Origin of the sequence: Listeria sp. ILCC797 (assembly GCF_900186185.1) — a bacterium.
GTDB classification, from domain to species: Bacteria; Bacillota; Bacilli; order Lactobacillales; family Listeriaceae; genus Listeria; species Listeria goaensis.
Map to the genome: position 1 here is coordinate 1 of NZ_FYBS01000001.1, position 20,950 is coordinate 20,950.

The following is a 20,950-nucleotide window of genomic DNA, read 5'->3' on the forward strand; positions in this document are numbered from 1 at the left end:
TACGTGGTGGTGGCTTAAACGATGTACTGAAAGCGTACCGCCCTTATATTGATACGGCTCTTTTTGAGGGGACACAGTTTCAAAATGTCATCGTCCTGAACAAAGCATCGGTTAATATTTACGAAAGCTCCAAGATGGTGTTTGAAGATATTAAGTATCAGTTAAGTGATAACAAAGCGGCGGCGGTTCTCGCACTGGACAAACAGGCGGATAAAGTGGTGGCCAATTTAGGCACATTGATCGCCCAACTAAAACGCGGGAGCATCGACGTATAGAAGTAGCGAAGTAGAACAAGAGGAATGCCAAGCAAAAAAACAGGCTATTTTGATATTTAATCAGTAGCCTGTTTTTTTAGACAAAAGGATGATGGTGAATTTTAAATGTAAAACATATACCCATCTTGCGGTTCATCTTTATTTTCGTTGGCAAGTAAATCGGCCAAAGTGGTGTTATCTAAAACATTTCGAACAGCATCGCGCATAATCGTCCAAAGTTCGCGTTGTGCAGCTTCTTCGTCTTCCATACTTTCCACTAAAACAATCGGCCCTTCAAGCGTACGAATCACATCTCCAGCAGTAATTTCGCTAGGCTCTGCGTTTAAAATATAGCCGCCGTGTGCGCCGCGAATGCTTTTGACAATGCCGGCATTTCGAAGTGGGCCGACTAATTGCTCTAAATAATGTTCTGATAGATTTTTCTTCTCCGCAATGCTGCGTAGTGATGTTGGTCCTGTACCCATTTGACGTGCAAGTTCAAGGGCGATTGTCAAACCATAGCGCCCCTTCGTTGTAATTTTCATGCTTAAACCTCCACTATTCCGCTAGACTTTATATAGATTCATTATAGCGGAAGTTCCGACAGCACGCAACGAAGTCACTACATATGGTATAATGTAAACAGAACTCAAGGAGGAAGAGAGTATATGGCGATTCAACCTTTAGCATACCGAATGCGACCGCGAAATTTAGACGAAATCGTAGGACAAAGTCATTTGGTAGGAAAAGATAAAATTATATATCGAATGGTTAAAGCGAAGCAGCTGTCGTCGATGATTTTATACGGGCCGCCGGGCATTGGCAAGACGTCTATTGCAAGCGCGATAGCAGGAAGCACGAAATATGCTTTTCGGACGCTAAACGCGGTGACGAATAATAAAAAAGACATGGAAGTTGTGGCAGCAGAAGCGAAAATGAGCGGTACCGTGATTTTACTCCTAGATGAAGTGCATCGTTTGGATAAAGCGAAACAAGATTTTCTCTTGCCGCATTTAGAGAGTGGCGCAATCATTTTGGTTGGGGCGACAACGAGCAATCCATATATCGCCATCAACCCCGCCATTCGCAGTAGAACGCAAATTTTTGAACTAAAGCCGCTTTCAGTAGCCGATATTGAAAAGACAATAGATAGGGCATTGACTGATGCGGAACGTGGTCTTGGAAATTATGACGTTGAACTTGCGGCGGATGCGAAGACGCATTTTGCGACAGCAAGTGGTGGAGATGTTAGGAGCGCGTTAAATGCGCTTGAACTTGCCGTCGTCTCATCAGAACCGAATGATGCAGGAAAAATTTATGTGACGCTTGAGATTGCAGAAGAGTGTTTACAAAGAAAAAGTTTAGCCCATGATAAAGATGGTGATGCGCATTATGATGTGCTTAGTGCGTTTCAAAAGTCGGTGCGCGGAAGCGATGTGAATGCGGCACTTCATTACATGGGGCGTTTAATTGAAGCGGGAGATTTGGTGAGCATTTCAAGACGACTTCTTGTGATGGCCTATGAAGATGTGGGGTTGGCGAATCCAGCTGCTTGTGCGAGGACGCTCGCGGCGATTCAAACAGCTGAAAAGGTTGGTTTTCCAGAAGCGCGTATTCCACTTGCGAATGCAGTTATTGAGCTATGTTTATCACCTAAATCAAATTCAGCTATTACGGCGATTGATGCGGCGCTTTCAGATATTCGAAAAGGCGTGAGCGGTGAGGTGCCTGATCATTTGCGTGATGGACATTATTCAGGTGCTATGAAACTTGGTCGCGCGATTGATTATAAGTATCCGCATAATTATGAGAATGCTTGGGTGGATCAACAATATTTGCCGAATGCACTTAAAAATAAACAGTATTATGAGCCGAAGAAAAATTCAAAATTTGAACAGGCTTTTGCGGCCGTTTATGACAATATTAATGCGAATAAAAAAAGTGGTAAAAATAAAAACTAAAGCCGCTAAAATTGAAAATTTGCTTGGAATATGCTATTCTAAGGATAATAAAAGAAACCCTAATGTATTCGTTACAGTGCCATATATTTTTGAACCGAACAATTATGATTACCTTGGGAGCTCGGTGTTCAGACGCGGCGCAAATGCCTTCACACGAGGACTTGCAAACCGCCTGACAGAGCACCCACCTGTTTTTAAGCAGGTTCAAAGGGAGGGACTCCAAACGGTACGATTGGGGTTTCTTTTTGCTTTTTAGACACTAACTATTTGTAAGGAAGTCAGGTTGCTTTCGCTAGAAATAGTTGTTACAATAGGAATCGATTAAAGGCGTTATGCCGAAAAAAGGAAGAGATACGCTATGGAAAATAAAATTTATCTAGACCATGCGGCAACGAGCCCGGTTCACCCTGAAGTCGTTCAGGCGATGCTCGGTGTTTTGACAAATGATTACGGGAATCCGTCGAGTGTTCACTATGCGGGGCGTTCTGCACGCAAAACGCTTGATGAGTCGCGCGCGAAAATTGCGAATCAAATTGGTGCGAGTGAGCGAGAAATCATTTTTACGAGTGGTGGAACGGAAAGCGATAATACGGCTGTCATTGGAACGGCGCTTGCTTCAAAAGAGCGGGGCAAACATATTATTACGTCGCAAATTGAACACCATGCGGTCTTAAAATCATGCGTTTATCTCGAAAGTCTTGGTTTTTCGGTGACCTATTTACCGGTGGGGGAAGATGGTCTTGTGCGCGTAGCTGATGTTCAGGCGGCGCTGCGTGAGGATACAATTTTAGTGACGATTATGTATGGTAATAATGAAATGGGTGCCATTCAGCCGATTGCGGAAATTGCGGAACTGCTTAAAGAGCATCAGGCGGTGTTTCATACGGACGCGGTTCAGGCGTTTGGGCTTGTTCCAATTGATGTGAGTGCCCTTGGCGTGGATTTACTCTCGGCTTCTGCACATAAAATTAACGGGCCACGCGGTGTCGGCTTCCTCTACGTCAAACAAGGTACAGTGGTTGAATTTCCATTTCACGGGGGCGAACAGGAACGCGCGCGCCGTTCTGGGACGGAGAATTTGGCTGGCATTGCGGGCTTTGCGAAGGCAAGCGAATTAATGGCGGCAAACCGGACGGAAAAAGTAGCAGAATACGAGGAATTCAAGTCGACTATGGTTGAAATTTTCTCCCAAAATGAACTGGCTTTTGAAGTGAATGGTTCAGCGGGAACAAGTTTACCACATATTTTAAGCGTGCGTTTTCACGGTGTGCAGGTGGAGCAGCTCTTGATGAACCTTGATATGGCAGGTGTTGCGGTGTCGAGTGGTTCAGCTTGTACGGCGGGAACAGTGGACCCGTCACATGTGCTCGTTGCGATTTTTGGCGAGAATCATCCAGGTGTAACGGAGACGGTACGAATCAGTTTTGGCCTTGGGAACACATATGAAGAAGTGGTGCTTGCAGCGAGCAAGATAACGGATGTTGTAAACCGCTTAGCTAAACGGAAGGAGCAAAAGGCGTGACGAAAAAAGAAAACAAAGATATACGTGTTGTGGTGGGGATGTCAGGCGGTGTTGACTCTTCGGTAACAGCGTATTTGCTGAAAAAACAAGGATATGACGTCATTGGTATTTTTATGAAAAACTGGGATGATACGGATGAATTTGGTGTCTGCACGGCAACGGAAGATTTTGAAGATGTCATTCGCGTCGCGAATCAAATTGGTATCCCGTATTACGCGGTTAATTTTGAGAAGGAATATTGGGATAAGGTGTTTACGTATTTCTTAGAGGAATACAAGCTCGGTAGAACACCAAACCCGGATGTGATGTGCAACAAGGAAATCAAATTCAAGGCGTTTTTAGAACATGCGGAAAGTCTTGGTGCGGATTTTGTGGCGACGGGACATTACGCGCGGATTAGTCGCGAGGACGGCGAAGTGAAGTTGCTGCGCGGCGTGGATAATAATAAAGATCAAACTTACTTTTTGAACCAATTATCACAAGAACAGTTGTCACATGTGATGTTTCCGCTTGGTGAAATGGAGAAAAGCGAAGTACGTGAAATTGCGCAAAAAGCAGGTCTTGCGACGGCGAATAAAAAGGATTCCACGGGGATTTGTTTTATTGGTGAACGTAATTTCAAGCAGTTTTTGAGCGAGTATTTGCCTGCAAAGCCGGGTGAGATGAAGACGCTCGCTGGGAAAAAGATGGGAAAACATGATGGCTTGATGTATTATACGATTGGTCAGCGTCACGGTTTAGGTATTGGTGGTGACGGTGAAGCTTGGTTTGTAGTGGGGAAAGACTTATCGGAAAATGTCCTTTTCGTTGAACAAGGTTTTCATCACGAAAGTTTATACTCGAATTCATTAATCGCAACGGACGTTTCTTTTACTTCCAACAAACCGAAAGAACAGCATTTTACGTGTACGGCGAAATTCCGCTATCGTCAAGTGGATTCTGGTGTAACGGTACATTTACGTGCGGACGGAACAGCTGAAGTGGTATTTGATGAACCAGTTCGGGCGATTACGCCGGGGCAAGCGGTCGTTTTCTATGACGGTGAAGAATGTATAGGCGGCGCCACGATTGATACGGTTTGGAAAGCGGACGAACAATTGGATTATGTTGGCTAAAATAGAATTTTGAACGGGAAAGTTGCAAGTTAAGCGGCTTTCCTGTTTTTTATGTGCATCTCGTTATTTTTTGGCGAAAATATGGTAAAATATGAAGCGAACGTATGAAATGAGGGTGATTATGAAAAAGATAATTGGTTTTTCAAGTGTGGTCATTGTCGTGCTTCTCGCCATATGGGGCTATTTTTATTTTAATACAGCGCCAAATGAAGTGGCTGAAGAGGCGGCTAATCCTACCCAGGCCGTTAATGTGTTTGAGGAAAACAATACGCTCATTTTTGAACCGAAAAAGGAACAGGCGAAAACAAGCGTGATTTTGTATCCAGGCGCTTTTGTGAATGCACTTAGTTATGCGCCGCTTGCGAAAGAGCTTGCCGATTCTGGATATAAAACGTATGTCGTTGAAATGCCTTTAGACCTCGCGGTATTTGGAAAAAATAAGGCGGAGGCGATTATGAATGAAAATGCCGATGAACAGTTTGTAATTGGTGGTCATTCACTTGGCGGCGTGATGGCGGCTAGGTTTGCCCATGAGCATGCGTCTGATTTACGCGGCGTATTTTTCTTGGCGAGTTATCCAGATAAAAAAGGTTCTTTAAAACAAAGCGGTTTGCCTGTTTTATCGATAACGGCTTCTAATGATGGCGTTTTGAACTTTAAAAAGTTTGAGGAAAATAAAAAGTACTTATCAAATGAAGCGACTTTTCTTAACATAAACGGCGGAAATCATGCGCAGTTTGGTTCATACGGGAAACAAAGTGGAGACCATGATGCGAGCATTTCTGCGGCAAAGCAGACGGCTGAAACAGCAGAAGCGATTACGAATTGGCTTCAAAATTCTGTGAACTAGAAGGAGATATAAAATGGATAAAAATCAGCAAGGTATTGAGTTTATGCAGCAAGGGAAATTGGAAGAGGCTGTTCAAATGTTTACGGAGGTCATTGAGGAGCACCCGACTGATCCGGTTGGCTATATTAATTTTGGTAATGTACTCCTTTCGATGGATGATTTTGAGCGGGCGGAATTGTTTTTTAAACGTGCTACTGATTTAGATGCAACAGTTCCTGCGGCGTATTATAGTTTAGGGACGCTATACTTTGAGTTGGAACGTTACGGGGAAGCGATTCAGGCTTTTGAAAATGCCATCAGCCAAGGCATGGAAAATGCGGATGTGTTTTTCATGCTCGGAATTAGTTTTGTAAATGCCGACCAAAATTCGCTTGCACTTGCTTATTTGCTTCGCAGTACGGAGTTGAATCCGAAAGACGCGGAAAGTGTTTTCCAGTACGGGATTGCGCTTGCTAAGGAAGGGCTTTACGAAGAAGCGGAAATTCAATTGGAGCGTGTGCTGGCGCTAAAACCTGACGATGCGGATGCGCTCTACAATTTGGGGGCGGTGTATTTGGCTTGGCAAGGCGATATTGTCATCGCCAAAAATTATTTTGAGCGTGCGGTAGCCGCTGATGCCAATCATGTGCTGGCTCAAAACGCGCTTGTCGCAATATCGGATTTGGAGGAAAACGCGGAATAGGCGTTTAAACAGAAGTGGGGTGAAAAATATGGCGACACAGGAATCGCTTGCGCTTTTTCAACCAGAAAATGAAGAGTGGTTTATGAAGGGCACGGTGCTGTCGACGATTTTTCATAACCCGGACAATTTATTTTCGGTTGTGCGCTTGCTTGTGAAGGAAACGAATACGACTTGGGATGAAAAGGATATTATTGTGACGGGTGTTTTCCCGAAACTGCATGAGCAGGAAGTGTACATGTTTTACGGGAAAATCACGGAACATGCGAAGTTTGGGGAGCAATTTAAGGCGGAAAAATTTCGAAAAGAGATGCCGCAGACGAAAGCGGGCATCGTTCAATATTTATCAGGCGAGCTGTTTAAAGGTGTTGGGAAGAAAACGGCGGAAAACATTGTCGAGGTGCTCGGGGAAGACGCGATTTCGATTATGATGGCGGATCCAGATAGGCTTTCTGATGTGCCAAAACTTCCTAAAAATACGGCGGATACGCTGATTGCGACGCTGCGGGAAAATCAAGGCTTAGAGCATGTTATGATAGGCTTAAATGAATATGGTTTTGGTCCGCAACTTTCGATGAAAATTTTTCAAGTGTATAAAGAGAATGCGTTAACTATTTTGGAACAAAGTCCGTATAAGTTGATTGAAGACGTAAAAGGGATTGGTTTCCAGCGGGCAGACGATTTGGGGAGAAAACTTGGTCTTGGCGGGGAACATCCGGAACGAATTCGCGCGGGTTTATTGTACGTAATTGATACGGAATCAATTCGAAATGGTGACGTATATTTGGAACGTGCGGACTTAATTCGTGCGGCGCAAAGTTTGCTTGAAGAAAGCGACCCGGTACCGATTCACGAGGAAAACGTGGAGCGCGAAATTGAATACTTAAGTGATAGCGATAAAATCATTATTGAAAATTCGCGCGTTTATATGCCGTCTTTATATTTTGCTGAAAATGGTTTGGCGCACCATGTCAAACGGCTTATGGGCCAGTCTGAATATGCGGAACAATTTCCAGAGTCGGAATTTTTGCTTGCGCTAGGCGATTTGGAGGAGCGCATCAATGTGTCCTACGGGGAATCGCAAAAAGAGGCGCTTCAAACGGCGCTCGAGTCGCCCATGCTCGTTTTGACGGGTGGACCGGGAACAGGTAAGACGACGGTTATTAAGGGCATTGTGGAGCTTTACAGCGAATTAAACGGCGTAAGTCTTGATCCGCATGCGTACAAAGATGGGAACAAATTTCCGATTTTGCTCGCGGCACCAACTGGACGGGCAGCGAAACGAATGAGCGAGTCAACTGGTCTCCCGGCGATGACGATTCACCGCTTGCTCGGCATGAATGGGCAGGAGCAGATGGACGATGATTCGGAGCGCTTAATTGATGGGCGGCTCTTAATTGTCGACGAGATGTCGATGGTGGATATTTGGCTTGCGAACCAATTGTTCCGCGCGCTTCCTAGTCACATTCAAGTCATTTTAGTTGGCGATAAAGATCAGTTGCCATCTGTTGGGCCGGGGCAAGTGTTAAAAGACATTTTAGAATCGAAAGTGATTCCTACAGTGGAATTAACGGATATTTATCGTCAAGAGGACGGCTCTTCGATAATCGAAATGGCGCATGATATTCGGGAAGGCTTCTTGCCGCAAGACTTCGCAAAAAATCGCAAGGATCGCTCGTTTTTCCATTGCCACGTCAACCAAATCGCTGACGTCGTGGAACAGGTTGTGCAAAACGCAAAATCAAAAGGGTTTCGCGCGAAGGACATCCAAGTTTTAGCCCCCATGTACAGAGGGCCTGCGGGTATAAATGTGCTAAATAAAAACTTGCAAGAGATTTTCAACCCTAACGATACGGGGAAAAGAAAGGAACTGACTTTCGGGGATATAAAGTACCGTGTGCACGACAAAGTGCTTCAACTGGTCAACCAGCCCGAAAAAAATGTGTTTAACGGCGATATTGGTGAAGTGGTTTCGATTATGTACGCAAAGGAAAATACGGAAAATCAAGATATGATTGTCGTACAGTTTGATCAAACGGAAGTGACGTATTATCGCCAAGAATTCAATCAATTGACGCACGCGTACTGCTGCTCGATTCATAAAGCCCAGGGGAGCGAATTCCCAATTGTGATTATGCCAGTTGTGCGCAGCTATTACCGCATGCTTAGGCGCGATTTGCTTTACACGGGCGTGACGCGAAGCAAGCAATTTCTTATTTTATGCGGCGAGGAAGACGCATTTCGAATGGGGATTGAGCGAACGGATGAAACAGAGCGACAAACGACGCTTTTGGAACGATTAACATCTGACGAGGCGCTTGAACTTGTGAGCAGCGTGAAGCGGCTTACGGAAGAGAATATGGCAGAAATTGATCCAATGATTGGAATGGACGATGTGACGCCATATACGTTTATGTCAGCATGAAAAAAGCATACATTCAGTAATCATGCCATTTAAAAATGGATTTTACTGGATGTATGCTTTTTTTATTTAAAGCTTATTACGTAAAAAGTGTGTCAACGAAATTTTTATTTAATGTGTAGATAACAGGATTCTTTTTAATTTTAGTAATGATATTTTGTTGCTCAAGTTTCTCAAATTGAGCGTTTAACTTTCTTCTACCAATTTTTAACAATGCTTCTAATTCAGGTGCTGTAATTTGATTGTATTGCGACTGGAAAAGATAGCTTTGTGTAAGAAATTCTAATAATTCATACTCTAACGCATCGCTAGTGACTGTTTTTAATTGTTCTAGCATGGAGTAGAGTAAAGCATTTTTTTCTTGTAAATCAGTCAAAATAGACATTTGCCCTTTTCGAATTAATTTTAACATGGCAAGCACGAAAAAGGTCATTTCACCTTTATTCATAAATGAAGAAGCTTCCTCAAAAGCTTGGTAATAGTCAGAGCGATTTCGGTTAATCATATATGAAAAGGTGAATGCACTATGTGGCCCTAACTTTTTCTGCAAGTTCTTACATAGTATATATCTACCCAGCCTACCATTTCCATCATAAAATGGGTGAATATATTCAAAAAGGTAGTGTCCAATGAGATATTTGTATAAATCGGGCATGTCATTTTCATTCAGTTGTAATAGTTTAGCAAGATGTAAAAAGATTTCATATTCTGGAGTCACACCAGTATGCCGTACCTTCATGCCATCTTTAACGAAAACAATTTCTTTTCTAAACATATCCCCATCAGGCTGGTCATCTTTCTTGACCTCATTTGCGACAAGTTTATCATAGATGCTCCTAAAATCCTCCACTTTCGTTATTTTTTCATCCTCTTCTATGCGATTATACAACTGAACGAGACCAAAGAATCTTTTGTGACTTATTTTATTTCCTTTTTCAATATCTGCCAAAATTTCAGCGAGCTCTTTTTTAGAACTATGAACGCCTTCAACTTCATTAGTGCTTTGCAATTCATTAATTAATATATTCTCCATGAATTTCCTTACAGAAATAGGAGGCATATCTTTTATTAAAAGTTGTATGGCTTTGCTATTTTCGATTACTTCTTCATTTATTTTAGCTAACTCAGGAATATTCACAATAAAAAGCGCTTCCTGATGCGACATCGGTTTACCATTATCCATTGGTTTGATTTCTATTCCGGTTGTATAGGTTGAAAAGCTGGAAATACGCCTTTGAAATTCCTCTAATTGAGCTTTTTCATTTTCCATATAACGTATATTTTTTAAAGGGTAATATTTATCCAATAGAAACAGCTCCTTTTTGTTAATATTAGCACTTATAACCGAATAGAGCAATTATAAAATATAATAAAACAGCTTTTTCCGTAGAAAAAGCTGTTTTCTAAACATCATTATCTCGATAAAACGGCAATCGAATCGTAAATGTCGCTCCGGCACCTGGCGAACTTTCTGCTTCAACAGTACCGCCGTGATTCTCCACAAGTTGCTTCACAATCGAAAGCCCAATGCCAGATTCCCCGAATGCCGTATTCGTCCGTGAAATATCCGCCTTATAAAATCGTTCCCAAATTTGCTCGAGTTCGTCTGTATTCATACCAATCCCCGTATCTTGGATTTGCAAAATCGTTTCCTTATAATCTTGGAAGCCGCGAAGTGTGATGGTACCATTTTCCGTAAACTGAATGCTATTTTTCACAATGTTCATCACAATTTGCGTCAGCCGGTCGTAATCCGCATAGACCTCTAAATCGAGCGGAGCTTCGACCACCAGTTTGTCATTTTTCTTACTGGCTAAAGGCTCTAACTGTTCACTAAGCAAATCGAAAAAGGAATGAACACCGAATTTTGTTTGGTATAAAACGATTTTATTCGCTTGAATGCGTTCATAATCCAAGTTTTCATTGACAAGTTTCGTGAGCCGTTTTGCCTCCGTATCAATCAACTGAACCGCACGATTTGTTTCGCTCAGCGGAATAATATCATTGACAAGACCTTCCGTAAGTCCACTGATGGTTGTTAGTGGCGTGCGCATTTCATGAGAAACGTCCGCAATGAATTGCTGCCTGCGCCGTTCTTGCCGTTCAATTTCCTCGCGCGATTCTGCCAAGTTTTCTGTCATCTTATTAAAATCGTGAGCTAGTTCGCCGATTTCATCAAACGAGTTTTCCTTAAGCCGCGTCTCGTAATCACCACGCGTGACACGCTTCGTTGCATCACGCAATTTGTTAATTCGATTCACCTGAAATTTTGACATGAGCAAGCTTAAAATTAAAGCGACCGCAATCGAAATGAGAATCGTATAAAACATGTACTGGTTAATCGTGCCAATTACTTTCTCCGTTCCGCTAATCGGCGCATTTAAAATCACCGCACCAAGATAGGTGTCGCCGTTCATAATCGGCACATAGACAACAGACATTTCTTGATTAAAACGATTGTCCACTTTTATCGTGACGGTTTCACCTTTTTTCAGTTTTTCCATGTCCGCGTCTGAAATTTTGAAATCTGGTGGAAGAGGTCGACTAGTGTCTGGATAAATGGTTTGGTTGTCGTTGTTCATAATCGTATAGTGAATATTATTCACATCTAAAATCCGCTGATAGGAATTTAATACAGATACCGTCTGATTTCCCGGTGCGTATTTAATATCATTTGAAATCGTATCCCCGTATTTCGATAAAACACCCACTTGTTCCTCAAAAAAATAGTCTTTTAAAAAGTGTGAAACGGACAAGCCAATCATTAAACAAGCAATAAGGAGAATGACAAATTGCGTTAAAAACAATTGATACATATATTTAAATTTCACGTTTATCATTCCGTTTCATCGAATTTATACCCGACACCCCACACAGTATGGAGGAAAGGGTGGTTTTCCGTCGCAATTTTTTGACGAAGACGTTTAATGTGCACATCGACCGTCCGTTCATCGCCATAAAATTGGTAGCCCCAAACGCGTTCTAAAAGCTGTTCTCTTGAGAAGACTTGACGCGGGTGTTGCATTAAGAAATAAAGCAAATCGAACTCTTTTGGTGTAAGCGATTCTAAAAGTTTGTCGCCGTAAAAGACTTCCCGTGTCGTTTTGCTAATTTTAAAATAAGTTGTCTGTAAAATGGAGGCATTTTCACTTGCGGAACCAGGCCCAGAATGGCCACGCCGAGCAACAGCTTTAATTCGCGCCATTAATGTGAGCGGACTAAACGGCTTGGTCACATAATCATCGGCGCCAATTTCAAGCCCTAAAACTTGGTCGGATTCTGATTCTTTCGCAGTTAAAATAATAATCGGCACATCGCTCGTTTCGCGGATTTTCTTACATATCGTCATGCCGTCCATACTAGGCAGCATGAGGTCGATAATAATCATATCAAAATCTTCTTTTAAAAAAGTTTCATAGCCCAGTTTGCCGTCATGTTTAAAAGTTGCTTCAATATTTTCTTTCATAAAAAACATTTCAATCATCTGGCAGACACTTTCGTTATCTTCAATCATTAATAGTCTCACTTGAATCCACTCCTCATACAATAAAATTAGCCCAAAAAAGTGAATTTAGCAAGCATTTACAGAAAGTTTAAAAGTTTGTTCATATTTAGTTCACACACTTCAACTAATCTAGGGTTACTGGCAATGAATGGAGGAAAGAAGTATGAATTTTATTAAACGAGCATTTTTTAGTATGAAAGCGAGAATAGGGCGAGGAGCCTTACAACTTATTATATTTACAATCGTTTCCGTACTTATATTAGCTGGCTTTACGATTCAATCTGCTGCAAATAAAGCAAGTGAAATGGCAAAAGAAGAACTAGGCGGGACCGTAACACTTACGGTTGATCGTGAGAAACAAATGGAACAACAGCAAGCTAATCAGAGCGAGAGTGACTCTGGCGAAAGGACGCCTCCTTCGTTTGAAAGTACACCAATTTCTTTAGAAAACGCGGAAAGTTTAGCGAAATTAAATCATGTTGCAACGTACAACTATTACTCAAGCACGCAAGCTCTGGCGAAAGATTTCGACCCAGTAAAGTCTTCTGGAGATAGTTCAACTGGCGACAACAATGCACCGCAAATGGGCGGTCGGCAAATGACCCAAGCAGATTTAAGTATTAGTGGCGTGTTGGATTCTCAGACTTCAACGGATTTTGACGGCGGAACAGCGGAGCTAAAAAGCGGGCGCGCTTTAACGAGTGACGACGCGAACAAAAATGTCGTCCTAGTGGAGGAGACGCTCGCGGAACAAAATGATTTAAAAGTTGGCGACAAAATGAGCATTCAGTCGAGTGATGAGGAAACGACGGTCGAACTTGAAATTGTCGGCATCTATAAAACGAGCGATTCTGGAAGCGATATGGCGAGCAATTTCTCATTTTTAAATCCGTACAATAAATTGTATGTTCCTTATACGGTCGCTAATACGTTAAAAGGCTCAGACTATAAAGACACGGTTGATTCGGCTGTTTATACAATGGACGATGCCGCGAATATTTCAAGCTTTGAAAAACAAGCGAAACAAGTGGATTCAATTGATTGGGATACATTTAAATTGGACGCAAATGATGCGCTTTACCAACAAATGATTGGCCCTATTAATAATGTGGCTTCGTTTTCAAAAAATGTCGTCTATATTGTGACAATTGCGGGCGCGTTAATTTTAGCTTTACTCGTGATGATGCAAGTACGTGAACGCAAATATGAAATGGGCGTTTTACTAGCTATTGGCGAAAATAGAATGAAACTCGTCGGGCAGTTTTTCGTGGAAATTTTAACAGTTGCGCTAATTTCATTTATGCTGGCAGGATTTAGTAGTCACTACGTTGCCCAAATTGCCGGCAACCAATTGCTTTCGCAGCAAAATGAGACGGCGCAAACAACGACAGAACAAAATGGAAATCGTGGTCCAAGCGGCGGACCTGGCGGTGGCATGATGAGCGGCGGTTTTTCAAGCTTGACGCAAAACACCGAAGAAATTAAAGAACTGGACATTCAAGTAACGCTAGCTGATATGTTGAAGATGGGCGGAATTGGCGTAGGAATTGCTTTCATTTCGGTACTGCTACCTGCTGCTGCGATTTTACGAATGAATCCAAAAACGATTTTAACGAAACAGGAATAGAGGTGTAAGCATGACGAAAATTTTAGAATTTGAACATGTCGATTATTGGTACAAAACAAAAGAGGAAAGTATTTTAACGGATATTAATTACACATTTAAAGCAGGTGTATTTTATACGGTTGTAGGGAGTTCAGGCTCTGGGAAAACAACGTTCCTTTCCTTGGCTGGTGGTTTAGATACGCAAAAATCAGGCGATATTTTTTACAAAGGGCGCTCTTTAAAAGAACTTGGTTTGCCTGTATTTCGGAATAAATATGTATCCATCGTTTTCCAAAGTTATAATCTGTTAACGTATATGACGGCGCTCCAAAATGTGACGACAGCGATGGAAATTACGAAAGTGAAGCATTCGAATCGAAAAGAATTTGCCCTAGAAATGCTCGAAAAGGTGGGTATTGATGAAAAAATGGCGAAGCAGCGCGTTTTAACACTTAGTGGTGGGCAGCAACAGCGTGTAGCCATCGCAAGGGCACTTTCCTGCGAAACGGATTTGATTGTGGCTGATGAGCCGACTGGAAATCTGGATGAACGCACAAGTAAGGAAGTGGTGCGTTTGTTCCAAGATTTAGCACACAAAGAAGGCAAGTGTGTGATTATGGTCACGCACGACCCAGAAATTTCCAAAGTTTCCGATGTGAAACTAACGCTTAAAAATGGACAGTTTGAATCAAAAGAACAAATGCAATTTAACGGTTGACAGATAAGGGCGGCTTCTCTATAATTTAAATGAATAAGCTAGACTTTGTAAGAATTTAATTTTAGAGATGCTTACTTAAAAAGAGAACTTTTCCTTGGCTGAAAGAAAAGTAGAAGCCTCTACAAATCGCTCTCTTACGTGAAAAAGTCCGTTCATCTGCGTTAAAGATGCTAAAGAGGTAATGATACAAGTCTTGTGTCGTTGCAAACAGGGTGGTACCGCGAGAATTCGTCCCTGTAGCAACGATTCACAAGGCTTATTTTTTTCGAGGAGGAAAATAAAATGAAGCAACTAACGAGCAGTGAAGTAAGACAAATGTTTCTTGATTTTTTTAAGGAGAAAGGCCATACTGTCGAGCCTAGTGCGCCACTTGTTCCTGTAAATGATCCGACACTTCTTTGGATTAACAGCGGTGTCGCGACAATGAAAAAATATTTTGATGGCTCTGTTATTCCAGATAATCCGCGCCTTGTGAATGCGCAAAAATCGATTCGAACGAACGACATTGAAAACGTTGGTAAAACAGCGCGCCATCATACGTTTTTCGAGATGCTTGGCAATTTTTCAATTGGCGATTATTTCAAAGAGGGTGCGATTGAATTCGCGTGGGAATTTTTAACGAGCCCCAAATGGCTTGGTTTTGACCCTGAAAAATTATATGTCACGGTGTATCCAGAAGATAAGGAAGCGAAAACAATTTGGAAAGAAAAAATTGGTTTGACTGACGAACATATCGTTGAAATTGAAGATAACTTCTGGGATATTGGCGGCGGTCCATGTGGTCCGGATAGCGAAATTTTTTATGACCGCGGCGAAGCATTTGGAAATGATGCGAATGACCCAGAACTTTATCCAGGTGGGGAAAATGAACGCTATTTGGAAATTTGGAATTTGGTTTTCTCGCAATTTAATCATAACCCTGATGGTTCTTATACGCCGCTTCCAAAGCAAAACATTGATACGGGAATGGGTCTTGAACGAGTGGTTTCCATTATTCAAGGTGCGAAAACAAATTTTGAAACGGATTTATTCATGCCAATCATTCGTGAAGTGGAGCTTATTTCTGGTGAAAAATATGGTGTGACGGACGAAAAAGATGTGGCTTTTAAAGTCATTGCGGATCATATTCGTACAGTTGCCTTTGCTACTGGTGACGGTGCGCTGCCATCAAATGAAGGACGTGGTTATGTTCTTCGTCGTTTACTTCGTCGTGCTGTACGCTACGCGAAACAACTTGGCATTAGTGAGCCATTTATGTTTAAACTAGTTCCTACTGTTGGCAAAATCATGAATGCATTTTATCCAGAAGTTGAAAAACAACAAGCGTTTATTGAAAAAGTGATTCGCAGTGAAGAAGAGCGCTTCCATGAAACATTAAATGAAGGCTTAGCCATCTTAGAAGATATTTTGCAAGAAGCGAAAAGCGGCAAGGGTATTATTTCCGGCAAAGACATTTTCAAATTGTATGACACCTATGGTTTCCCGGTTGAATTAACGGAAGAATACGGTCTTGATCACGGGCTGAAAATTGACCATGAAGGCTTTGAAGCGGAAATGAAATTACAGCGCGACCGTGCGCGTGAAGCACGTGCTGATGTTCAGTCGATGCAAGTTCAAGGCGAGCTACTTGCGAATTTGACGGATGAAAGTACCTTTGTTGGATACGGGCAAACGGTTGTGGACTCTACGATTTTGCATATCATTCAAGAGGACCAACTTGTGAGTGAGGCGGTAGCCGGGAGTGACGTTCAGGTTATGTTTAAGGAAACTCCGTTTTATGCCGAAAGTGGGGGTCAAGTGGCGGATCACGGAACGGTTCAAAGTGATGCGGGGCTAGCGTTTGTGAAAGATGTCCAAAAAGCGCCGAACAAGCAAAATCTGCACCAAATTTTGGTGAAAGAAGGCGTGCTCAAAGTTGGCGATAAAGTTCAGCTTACGGTGGACGAGTATGACCGCAAAAAGACGGTGAAAAACCATACAGCGACTCATTTACTGCACCGCGCGCTTAAAGATGTATTAGGTGAACATGTCAACCAAGCGGGCTCACTTGTCGCGCCTGATCGTCTGCGCTTTGACTTCTCGCACTTTGGGCAAATCACAGAGGAAGAACTGTCCAAAATGGAAACAATTGTGAATGAAAAAATCTGGGCGCAGCTTGCGGTCGATATTCGCGAAATGCCGATTGATGAAGCGAAAGCGCTAGGGGCAATGGCTCTATTTGGGGAAAAATACGGTGATGTTGTCCGTGTTGTTAAAATTGGTGACTACAGCATCGAGCTTTGCGGCGGCGTCCACGTGAAAAACACTGCGGAAATTGGTTTGTTTAAAATTCAAAGTGAAACAGGTATTGGTGCAGGCACACGCCGAATTGAAGCGCTCACTGGTGAAGCGGCTTATCATTTTGTGACGGAACAGGAAAACACGCTAAAAGAAGTAGCGAAAATCTTGAAAGCGAAAGCTTCTGACGCGCCACAAAAAATGGAACAGCTGCAAAATGAACTTCGCGAAGTACGACGTGAAAACGATTCGTTACAAGCGAAACTGGCAAGTGCCGCGAGTGCTGACATTTTTGCTGGCGCTGAAGAAATTGACGGCGTTAAGGTGATTCATAAGCAAGTGAATGCGAAAGACATGGCGAGCTTACGCCAATTTGCCGACAATTGGAAAGACAAAAAAATGGATGGCGTCCTCGTTTTAGGCGCGGTTTCTGGTGAAAAAGTCAACCTCATTGCGGCTGTTTCGAAAGAGGCGATTGAAGCGGGCTTACATGCCGGTAAGATTATTAAGGAAGTGGCGACAATTTGCGGTGGTAACGGCGGCGGCAAGCCTGATTTAGCGCAAGCGGGCGGAAAAGACCCAGCACTACTTGAAAAAGCGCTTGGCGCGGTGCCGGACATCATTCGTAAGCTTAAATAAGTGGCCAAGCAATTGGCAGTTTGCCTGTTTGACGTGTTGCCCCTCTTAAATGCTTTCGCGAACTCGCTTTAAACAATATTAAAATTGTGTTAAAGTATATAATTTCTTTGTCAATTCTGAACGGTTAGTGTAAAATAGGTGGAAGAGCGAAGGAATTGAGGTGTTTAGAATTATGGGTACTAAAGATCAAACAATGCATTATAATTTCGGTGACGGTTCCATTGAAGAAGATGTCAAAAAGATTATGAGCCAAGTCTATTCAGCGCTTGAAGAGAAAGGGTACAATCCTGTCAATCAAATTGTTGGCTATTTACTTTCTGGAGACCCTGCCTATATCCCGCGCCACATGGATGCCCGAAACTTAATTCGTAAACTGGAACGTGATGAAATCATCGAAGAATTAGTTCGCGCATATTTAAAAAACAACGAAATTGGTGGAAAATGAGAATAATGGGTTTAGACGTCGGCTCTAAAACGGTCGGCGTTGCGATAAGTGATGCACTGGGCTGGACGGCGCAAGGGATTGAAACCATTGCGATTAACGAGGAAGCAAAGCAATTTGGCTATAATCGTGTACAGGAACTTGCGACAGAATATGAGGTAGAAAAGATTATCGTGGGTTTGCCTAAAAATATGAACAACACGCTTGGTCCACGTGCTGAAAGCTCCGAGAAGTACGCAGAAGTTCTTGAAAATCGGACGGGGATAAAAGTCGAGCTTTGGGACGAGCGTTTAACGACGCAAGCGGCTGAACGCACGCTTTTAGAAGCAGATGTAAGTCGAAAAAAAAGAAAGCAAGTCATTGATAAATTGGCAGCTGTGATGATTTTGCAGTCCTACCTAGATGCAAATAATTAAATGAGGTGACGTATATGTCAGAAAACCATAATCACGAGGAAGAACAAAATTTTATTACGATTGTAAACGAAGAAGGACAAGAAGAGCAGTTTGAAATTTTATTTAATTTTGATTCAGAGGAATTTGATAAATCTTACGTGCTTTACTTCCCAGCAGGGGCAAGTGAAGACGAGGAAATCGAAATTTTAGCTTCTTCTTACATTCAAGATGAAGAAGGCAATCAAGGACAACTGATGCCAGTTGAAACTGATGAAGAGTGGGATATGATTGAAGAAATCTTAGCTACTTTTTTAGCGGACGAAGAATAATCGAAAAAAGGTATCCCAATTTGGGATACCTTTTTTTAATTTCTTGCCCGCGCTTTTTTATTCCAAATCTTGTATGCAAGCCAAATGACAAAAATGATGCAGAGGGCTAAAATTCCATATGTAATGGGGCGCGTGTATTTTTCAACGATTGACCAATTAGCGCCAAGTGTGTAGCCGAGCCATGTTAAAAATAAATTCCAAGGAATACAGCCAAGAATTGTGTAGAGAATAAATTTTGAAACGTTCATTTTGGCAATTCCAGCGGGAAGTGAGATAAATGTGCGGATAACTGGGAGGATGCGGCCGAAAAAGACAGCGCTTGCTCCGTAGCGATTAAACCAAATTTCGGCTTTATCAAGATGTTTGACGTTTAAGAAAATATATTTGCCGTATTTTAAGACGAGTGTTCGTCCGCCAGCTTTTCCGATGTAGTAGGCAATGAGTGAGCCGACTAAGTTTCCGGCGATACCCGCAAATACAACAAGCCAAAAATTGAGTTTTCCAGCTTCAGCCATAAAACCACCAAATAGCATGACAACTTCGCTAGGCAGGGGGATACAGACGCTCTCGATTAGCATCGCAAGGAAAATCCCGAAATGTCCAAAGGTATCAATTAAATACATGACAAAATCTTGAAGGCTTTGAATAATTGTATGTAACATAAAAAGACTCCTTCTAAATACAATAGTGACTTTGTTATTATAGCATAAGGAAATCATAACGCGTTATTTTTTATAAAAGAAAAGGTTTTTGTATGTTTTTTCGCGTAATCTTTGTTATGATAGTTTTATTCCAAAAATGAAAGAAGGGTTACCATGGAAAAATTTGTTGTGACGGTTCATATGGTGAGCGGGCGTACATACAGCAAAACAGTAGAGAGCGATTCGCAGAAAAAAGCGATTTCGGAGGCGTTAGTGCCAACAGGAGAGGGAACATTTTTACTGGATGATAATGAAGGTCGTTCGGTTAGACTATATAAACGCAATATTGAATCAGTGGAATCGATTGAAGCTTAAAGGTGCCGAAAATTCTGAAAGTGACTTCGCTTTCAGGATTTTTTTTATGAAATATTAAAATTTGTTAAAAAAAATAAATACGCATAGTAATGTGCGGAAAAAATCGGTATAATGGACTGGATAATGTAAAGAAACGAGGGGTCAACTTGAGTAAGTCTAAAGGTAAAAAAATGACCATTATTATTTCTGCCATCGTTCTAGTTCTTATAATTGCCACTTTTTCAGGATATTTTTATATCCAAAGTCAACTAGGTGCGAAAGATGCGGATAGTAAAGCGGAAGTTATTGTTGAGATTCCATCAGGGTCAAATGTGAAAGATATTGGCAATCTATTAGAAGAGAAAAACGTGATTAATGATGCGAGAGTTTTTTCATACTATGTTAAATATACGAATGAAAATAATTTAAAAGCAGGTAAATATCAACTCAGCCCATCAATGGATACGGATGAAATTGTGAAAGTCTTAAAAGAAGGCGATACAGTTGCTCCTGAAAAACTCGTCATTCCAGAAGGGTATGCACTGGATCAAATTGCGGAAAGAATCGTGAATTACCAACCTAACTTGAAGAAAAATGACGTTTTAAAAACGATGGATGACCCAAGTTTTGTGAAAGAAATGATTAAAAAATATCCTGACACGGTGACAGATGCTGTGCTGAATAAAGACATTAAACATCCGCTAGAAGGCTACTTATATCCAGCGACGTATACGTTTAAAGATGCAAATGCTAGTGCGGAGACGATTATCGAAGAAATGATTAAAGCAACGGACACGAACTTAGCGCCGTACCGTGCGGAATTAGCGAAGCAACAAAAGTCGGTTCACGAATTTTTAACGATGTCTTCCTTAATTGAAAAAGAAGCGACAGAAAATGTAGACCGCAAAAAAATCGCAAGCGTTTTTTACAACCGCTTGGACGAAAATATGCGCCTCCAAACCGATCCAACAGTACTTTACGCACTCGGAGAACATAAGGACAGAACCCTTTATTCGGATTTAAAAGTAGATTCACCTTACAATACTTATCGTGTAAACGGCTTACCGCCGGGCCCGATTGCAAATAGTGGTCAAAATTCGATGGAAGCAGCGCTCTATCCAGAAAAAACCGACTATCTATACTTTTTAGCGAATACAAAAACAGGGAAAGTTTATTTTTCAAAAACATTAGACGAACATAATCGCTTGAAAGAAGAGCATATTACAAGCAATCAAGAGTAA

At 41.8% G+C, this 20,950-nt stretch carries 19 protein-coding genes, 1 other RNA gene and 1 pseudogene; 16 read left to right on the top strand and 5 right to left on the bottom strand.

All coding sequences use genetic code 11. From position 1 onward, the window contains the following. Positions 1 to 275 (top strand): annotated as a pseudogene (locus BN1609_RS00005) (SA1320 family protein); the annotation flags it as partial. 101 nt (positions 276 to 376) lie between these two features. Here the strand turns inward: BN1609_RS00005 and cymR are convergent. Continuing rightward, positions 377 to 799, bottom strand: a complete 423-nt coding sequence (gene cymR, locus BN1609_RS00010; RefSeq protein ID WP_088809055.1) for a cysteine metabolism transcriptional regulator CymR — start codon at positions 797 to 799, stop codon at positions 377 to 379. A gap of 123 nt (positions 800 to 922) precedes the next feature. On the opposite strand from cymR, the gene BN1609_RS00015 reads away from it, so the two are divergent. The 7 genes from BN1609_RS00015 (at position 923) to BN1609_RS00045 (ending at position 8,806) form a co-directional block, all read left to right on the top strand. Next, positions 923 to 2,215, top strand: a complete 1,293-nt coding sequence (locus tag BN1609_RS00015; protein WP_088809054.1) for a replication-associated recombination protein A — start codon at positions 923 to 925, stop codon at positions 2,213 to 2,215. Positions 2,216 to 2,268: 53 nt separating this feature from the next. Beyond that, positions 2,269 to 2,458: non-coding RNA, 6S RNA (gene ssrS / locus BN1609_RS00020), on the top strand. 115 nt (positions 2,459 to 2,573) lie between these two features. After that, positions 2,574 to 3,737, top strand: coding sequence for a cysteine desulfurase family protein (locus BN1609_RS00025; RefSeq protein WP_088825156.1), 1,164 nt, complete (start codon positions 2,574 to 2,576; stop codon positions 3,735 to 3,737). Next, complete coding sequence (mnmA, locus tag BN1609_RS00030) at positions 3,734 to 4,852, top strand: tRNA 2-thiouridine(34) synthase MnmA (protein ID WP_117584599.1); 1,119 nt, start codon at positions 3,734 to 3,736, stop codon at positions 4,850 to 4,852. The genes BN1609_RS00025 and mnmA overlap by 4 nt, the downstream gene beginning before the upstream one ends. A 121-nt stretch (positions 4,853 to 4,973) precedes the next feature. Further along, a complete protein-coding gene (locus BN1609_RS00035) occupies positions 4,974 to 5,702 on the top strand; it encodes an alpha/beta hydrolase (protein WP_088809052.1) in 729 nt (242 codons plus the stop codon). 13 nt (positions 5,703 to 5,715) lie between these two features. Beyond that, positions 5,716 to 6,384 carry a tetratricopeptide repeat protein gene (locus BN1609_RS00040; protein ID WP_088815301.1) on the top strand — a complete coding sequence of 223 codons (669 nt, stop codon included), beginning with the start codon at positions 5,716 to 5,718 and terminating at the stop codon, positions 6,382 to 6,384. Between the two features lie 28 nt (positions 6,385 to 6,412). After that, positions 6,413 to 8,806: an ATP-dependent RecD-like DNA helicase gene (locus tag BN1609_RS00045; protein WP_088809050.1), complete on the top strand. Its 2,394-nt coding sequence runs from the start codon at positions 6,413 to 6,415 to the stop codon at positions 8,804 to 8,806. 76 nt (positions 8,807 to 8,882) lie between these two features. Here the strand turns inward: BN1609_RS00045 and BN1609_RS00050 are convergent, their stop codons facing one another. The 3 genes from BN1609_RS00050 to pieR all read right to left on the bottom strand — a co-directional run bounded on the left by BN1609_RS00050 (position 8,883) and on the right by pieR (position 12,329). After that, complete coding sequence (locus tag BN1609_RS00050; protein ID WP_088840374.1) at positions 8,883 to 10,109, bottom strand: Fic family protein; 1,227 nt, start codon at positions 10,107 to 10,109, stop codon at positions 8,883 to 8,885. A gap of 97 nt (positions 10,110 to 10,206) precedes the next feature. Next, positions 10,207 to 11,643, bottom strand: coding sequence for a two component system sensor histidine kinase PieS (pieS, locus tag BN1609_RS00055; protein ID WP_088815298.1), 1,437 nt, complete (start codon positions 11,641 to 11,643; stop codon positions 10,207 to 10,209). Then, positions 11,640 to 12,329, bottom strand: coding sequence for a two component system response regulator PieR (pieR, locus tag BN1609_RS00060; protein WP_088809047.1), 690 nt, complete (start codon positions 12,327 to 12,329; stop codon positions 11,640 to 11,642). The genes pieS and pieR overlap by 4 nt, the downstream gene beginning before the upstream one ends. Positions 12,330 to 12,471: 142 nt before the next feature. On the opposite strand from pieR, the gene BN1609_RS00065 reads away from it, so the two are divergent. The 6 genes from BN1609_RS00065 to BN1609_RS00090 all read left to right on the top strand — a co-directional run bounded on the left by BN1609_RS00065 (position 12,472) and on the right by BN1609_RS00090 (position 18,714). Then, positions 12,472 to 13,935 (top strand): ABC transporter permease, encoded by a 1,464-nt coding sequence (locus tag BN1609_RS00065; protein WP_088809046.1) that lies wholly within the window; start codon positions 12,472 to 12,474, stop codon positions 13,933 to 13,935. A gap of 10 nt (positions 13,936 to 13,945) precedes the next feature. After that, positions 13,946 to 14,632 carry an ABC transporter ATP-binding protein gene (locus BN1609_RS00070; RefSeq protein ID WP_088809045.1) on the top strand — a complete coding sequence of 229 codons (687 nt, stop codon included), beginning with the start codon at positions 13,946 to 13,948 and terminating at the stop codon, positions 14,630 to 14,632. A gap of 282 nt (positions 14,633 to 14,914) precedes the next feature. After that, the gene (alaS, locus tag BN1609_RS00075; protein ID WP_088840375.1) at positions 14,915 to 17,548 is read left to right on the top strand and encodes an alanine--tRNA ligase; all 2,634 of its coding nucleotides are present in this window, start codon (positions 14,915 to 14,917) and stop codon (positions 17,546 to 17,548) included. Between the two features lie 172 nt (positions 17,549 to 17,720). After that, the gene (locus BN1609_RS00080) at positions 17,721 to 17,993 is read left to right on the top strand and encodes an IreB family regulatory phosphoprotein (protein ID WP_088809043.1); all 273 of its coding nucleotides are present in this window, start codon (positions 17,721 to 17,723) and stop codon (positions 17,991 to 17,993) included. Further along, complete coding sequence (gene ruvX / locus BN1609_RS00085; RefSeq protein WP_088809042.1) at positions 17,990 to 18,406, top strand: Holliday junction resolvase RuvX; 417 nt, start codon at positions 17,990 to 17,992, stop codon at positions 18,404 to 18,406. The genes BN1609_RS00080 and ruvX overlap by 4 nt, the downstream gene beginning before the upstream one ends. A gap of 14 nt (positions 18,407 to 18,420) precedes the next feature. Beyond that, positions 18,421 to 18,714: a DUF1292 domain-containing protein gene (locus BN1609_RS00090; protein ID WP_088809041.1), complete on the top strand. Its 294-nt coding sequence runs from the start codon at positions 18,421 to 18,423 to the stop codon at positions 18,712 to 18,714. A 35-nt stretch (positions 18,715 to 18,749) separates the two neighbouring features. On the opposite strand, the gene BN1609_RS00095 is transcribed toward BN1609_RS00090, so the two are convergent. Continuing rightward, the gene (locus BN1609_RS00095; protein ID WP_088809040.1) at positions 18,750 to 19,376 is read right to left on the bottom strand and encodes a DedA family protein; all 627 of its coding nucleotides are present in this window, start codon (positions 19,374 to 19,376) and stop codon (positions 18,750 to 18,752) included. A gap of 153 nt (positions 19,377 to 19,529) precedes the next feature. Here BN1609_RS00095 and BN1609_RS00100 point away from each other — a divergent pair, with 153 nt between their 5' ends. Further along, a complete protein-coding gene (locus BN1609_RS00100) occupies positions 19,530 to 19,730 on the top strand; it encodes a hypothetical protein (protein WP_088809039.1) in 201 nt (66 codons plus the stop codon). A 146-nt stretch (positions 19,731 to 19,876) separates the two neighbouring features. Further along, the gene (gene mltG / locus BN1609_RS00105; protein ID WP_088809038.1) at positions 19,877 to 20,950 is read left to right on the top strand and encodes an endolytic transglycosylase MltG; all 1,074 of its coding nucleotides are present in this window, start codon (positions 19,877 to 19,879) and stop codon (positions 20,948 to 20,950) included.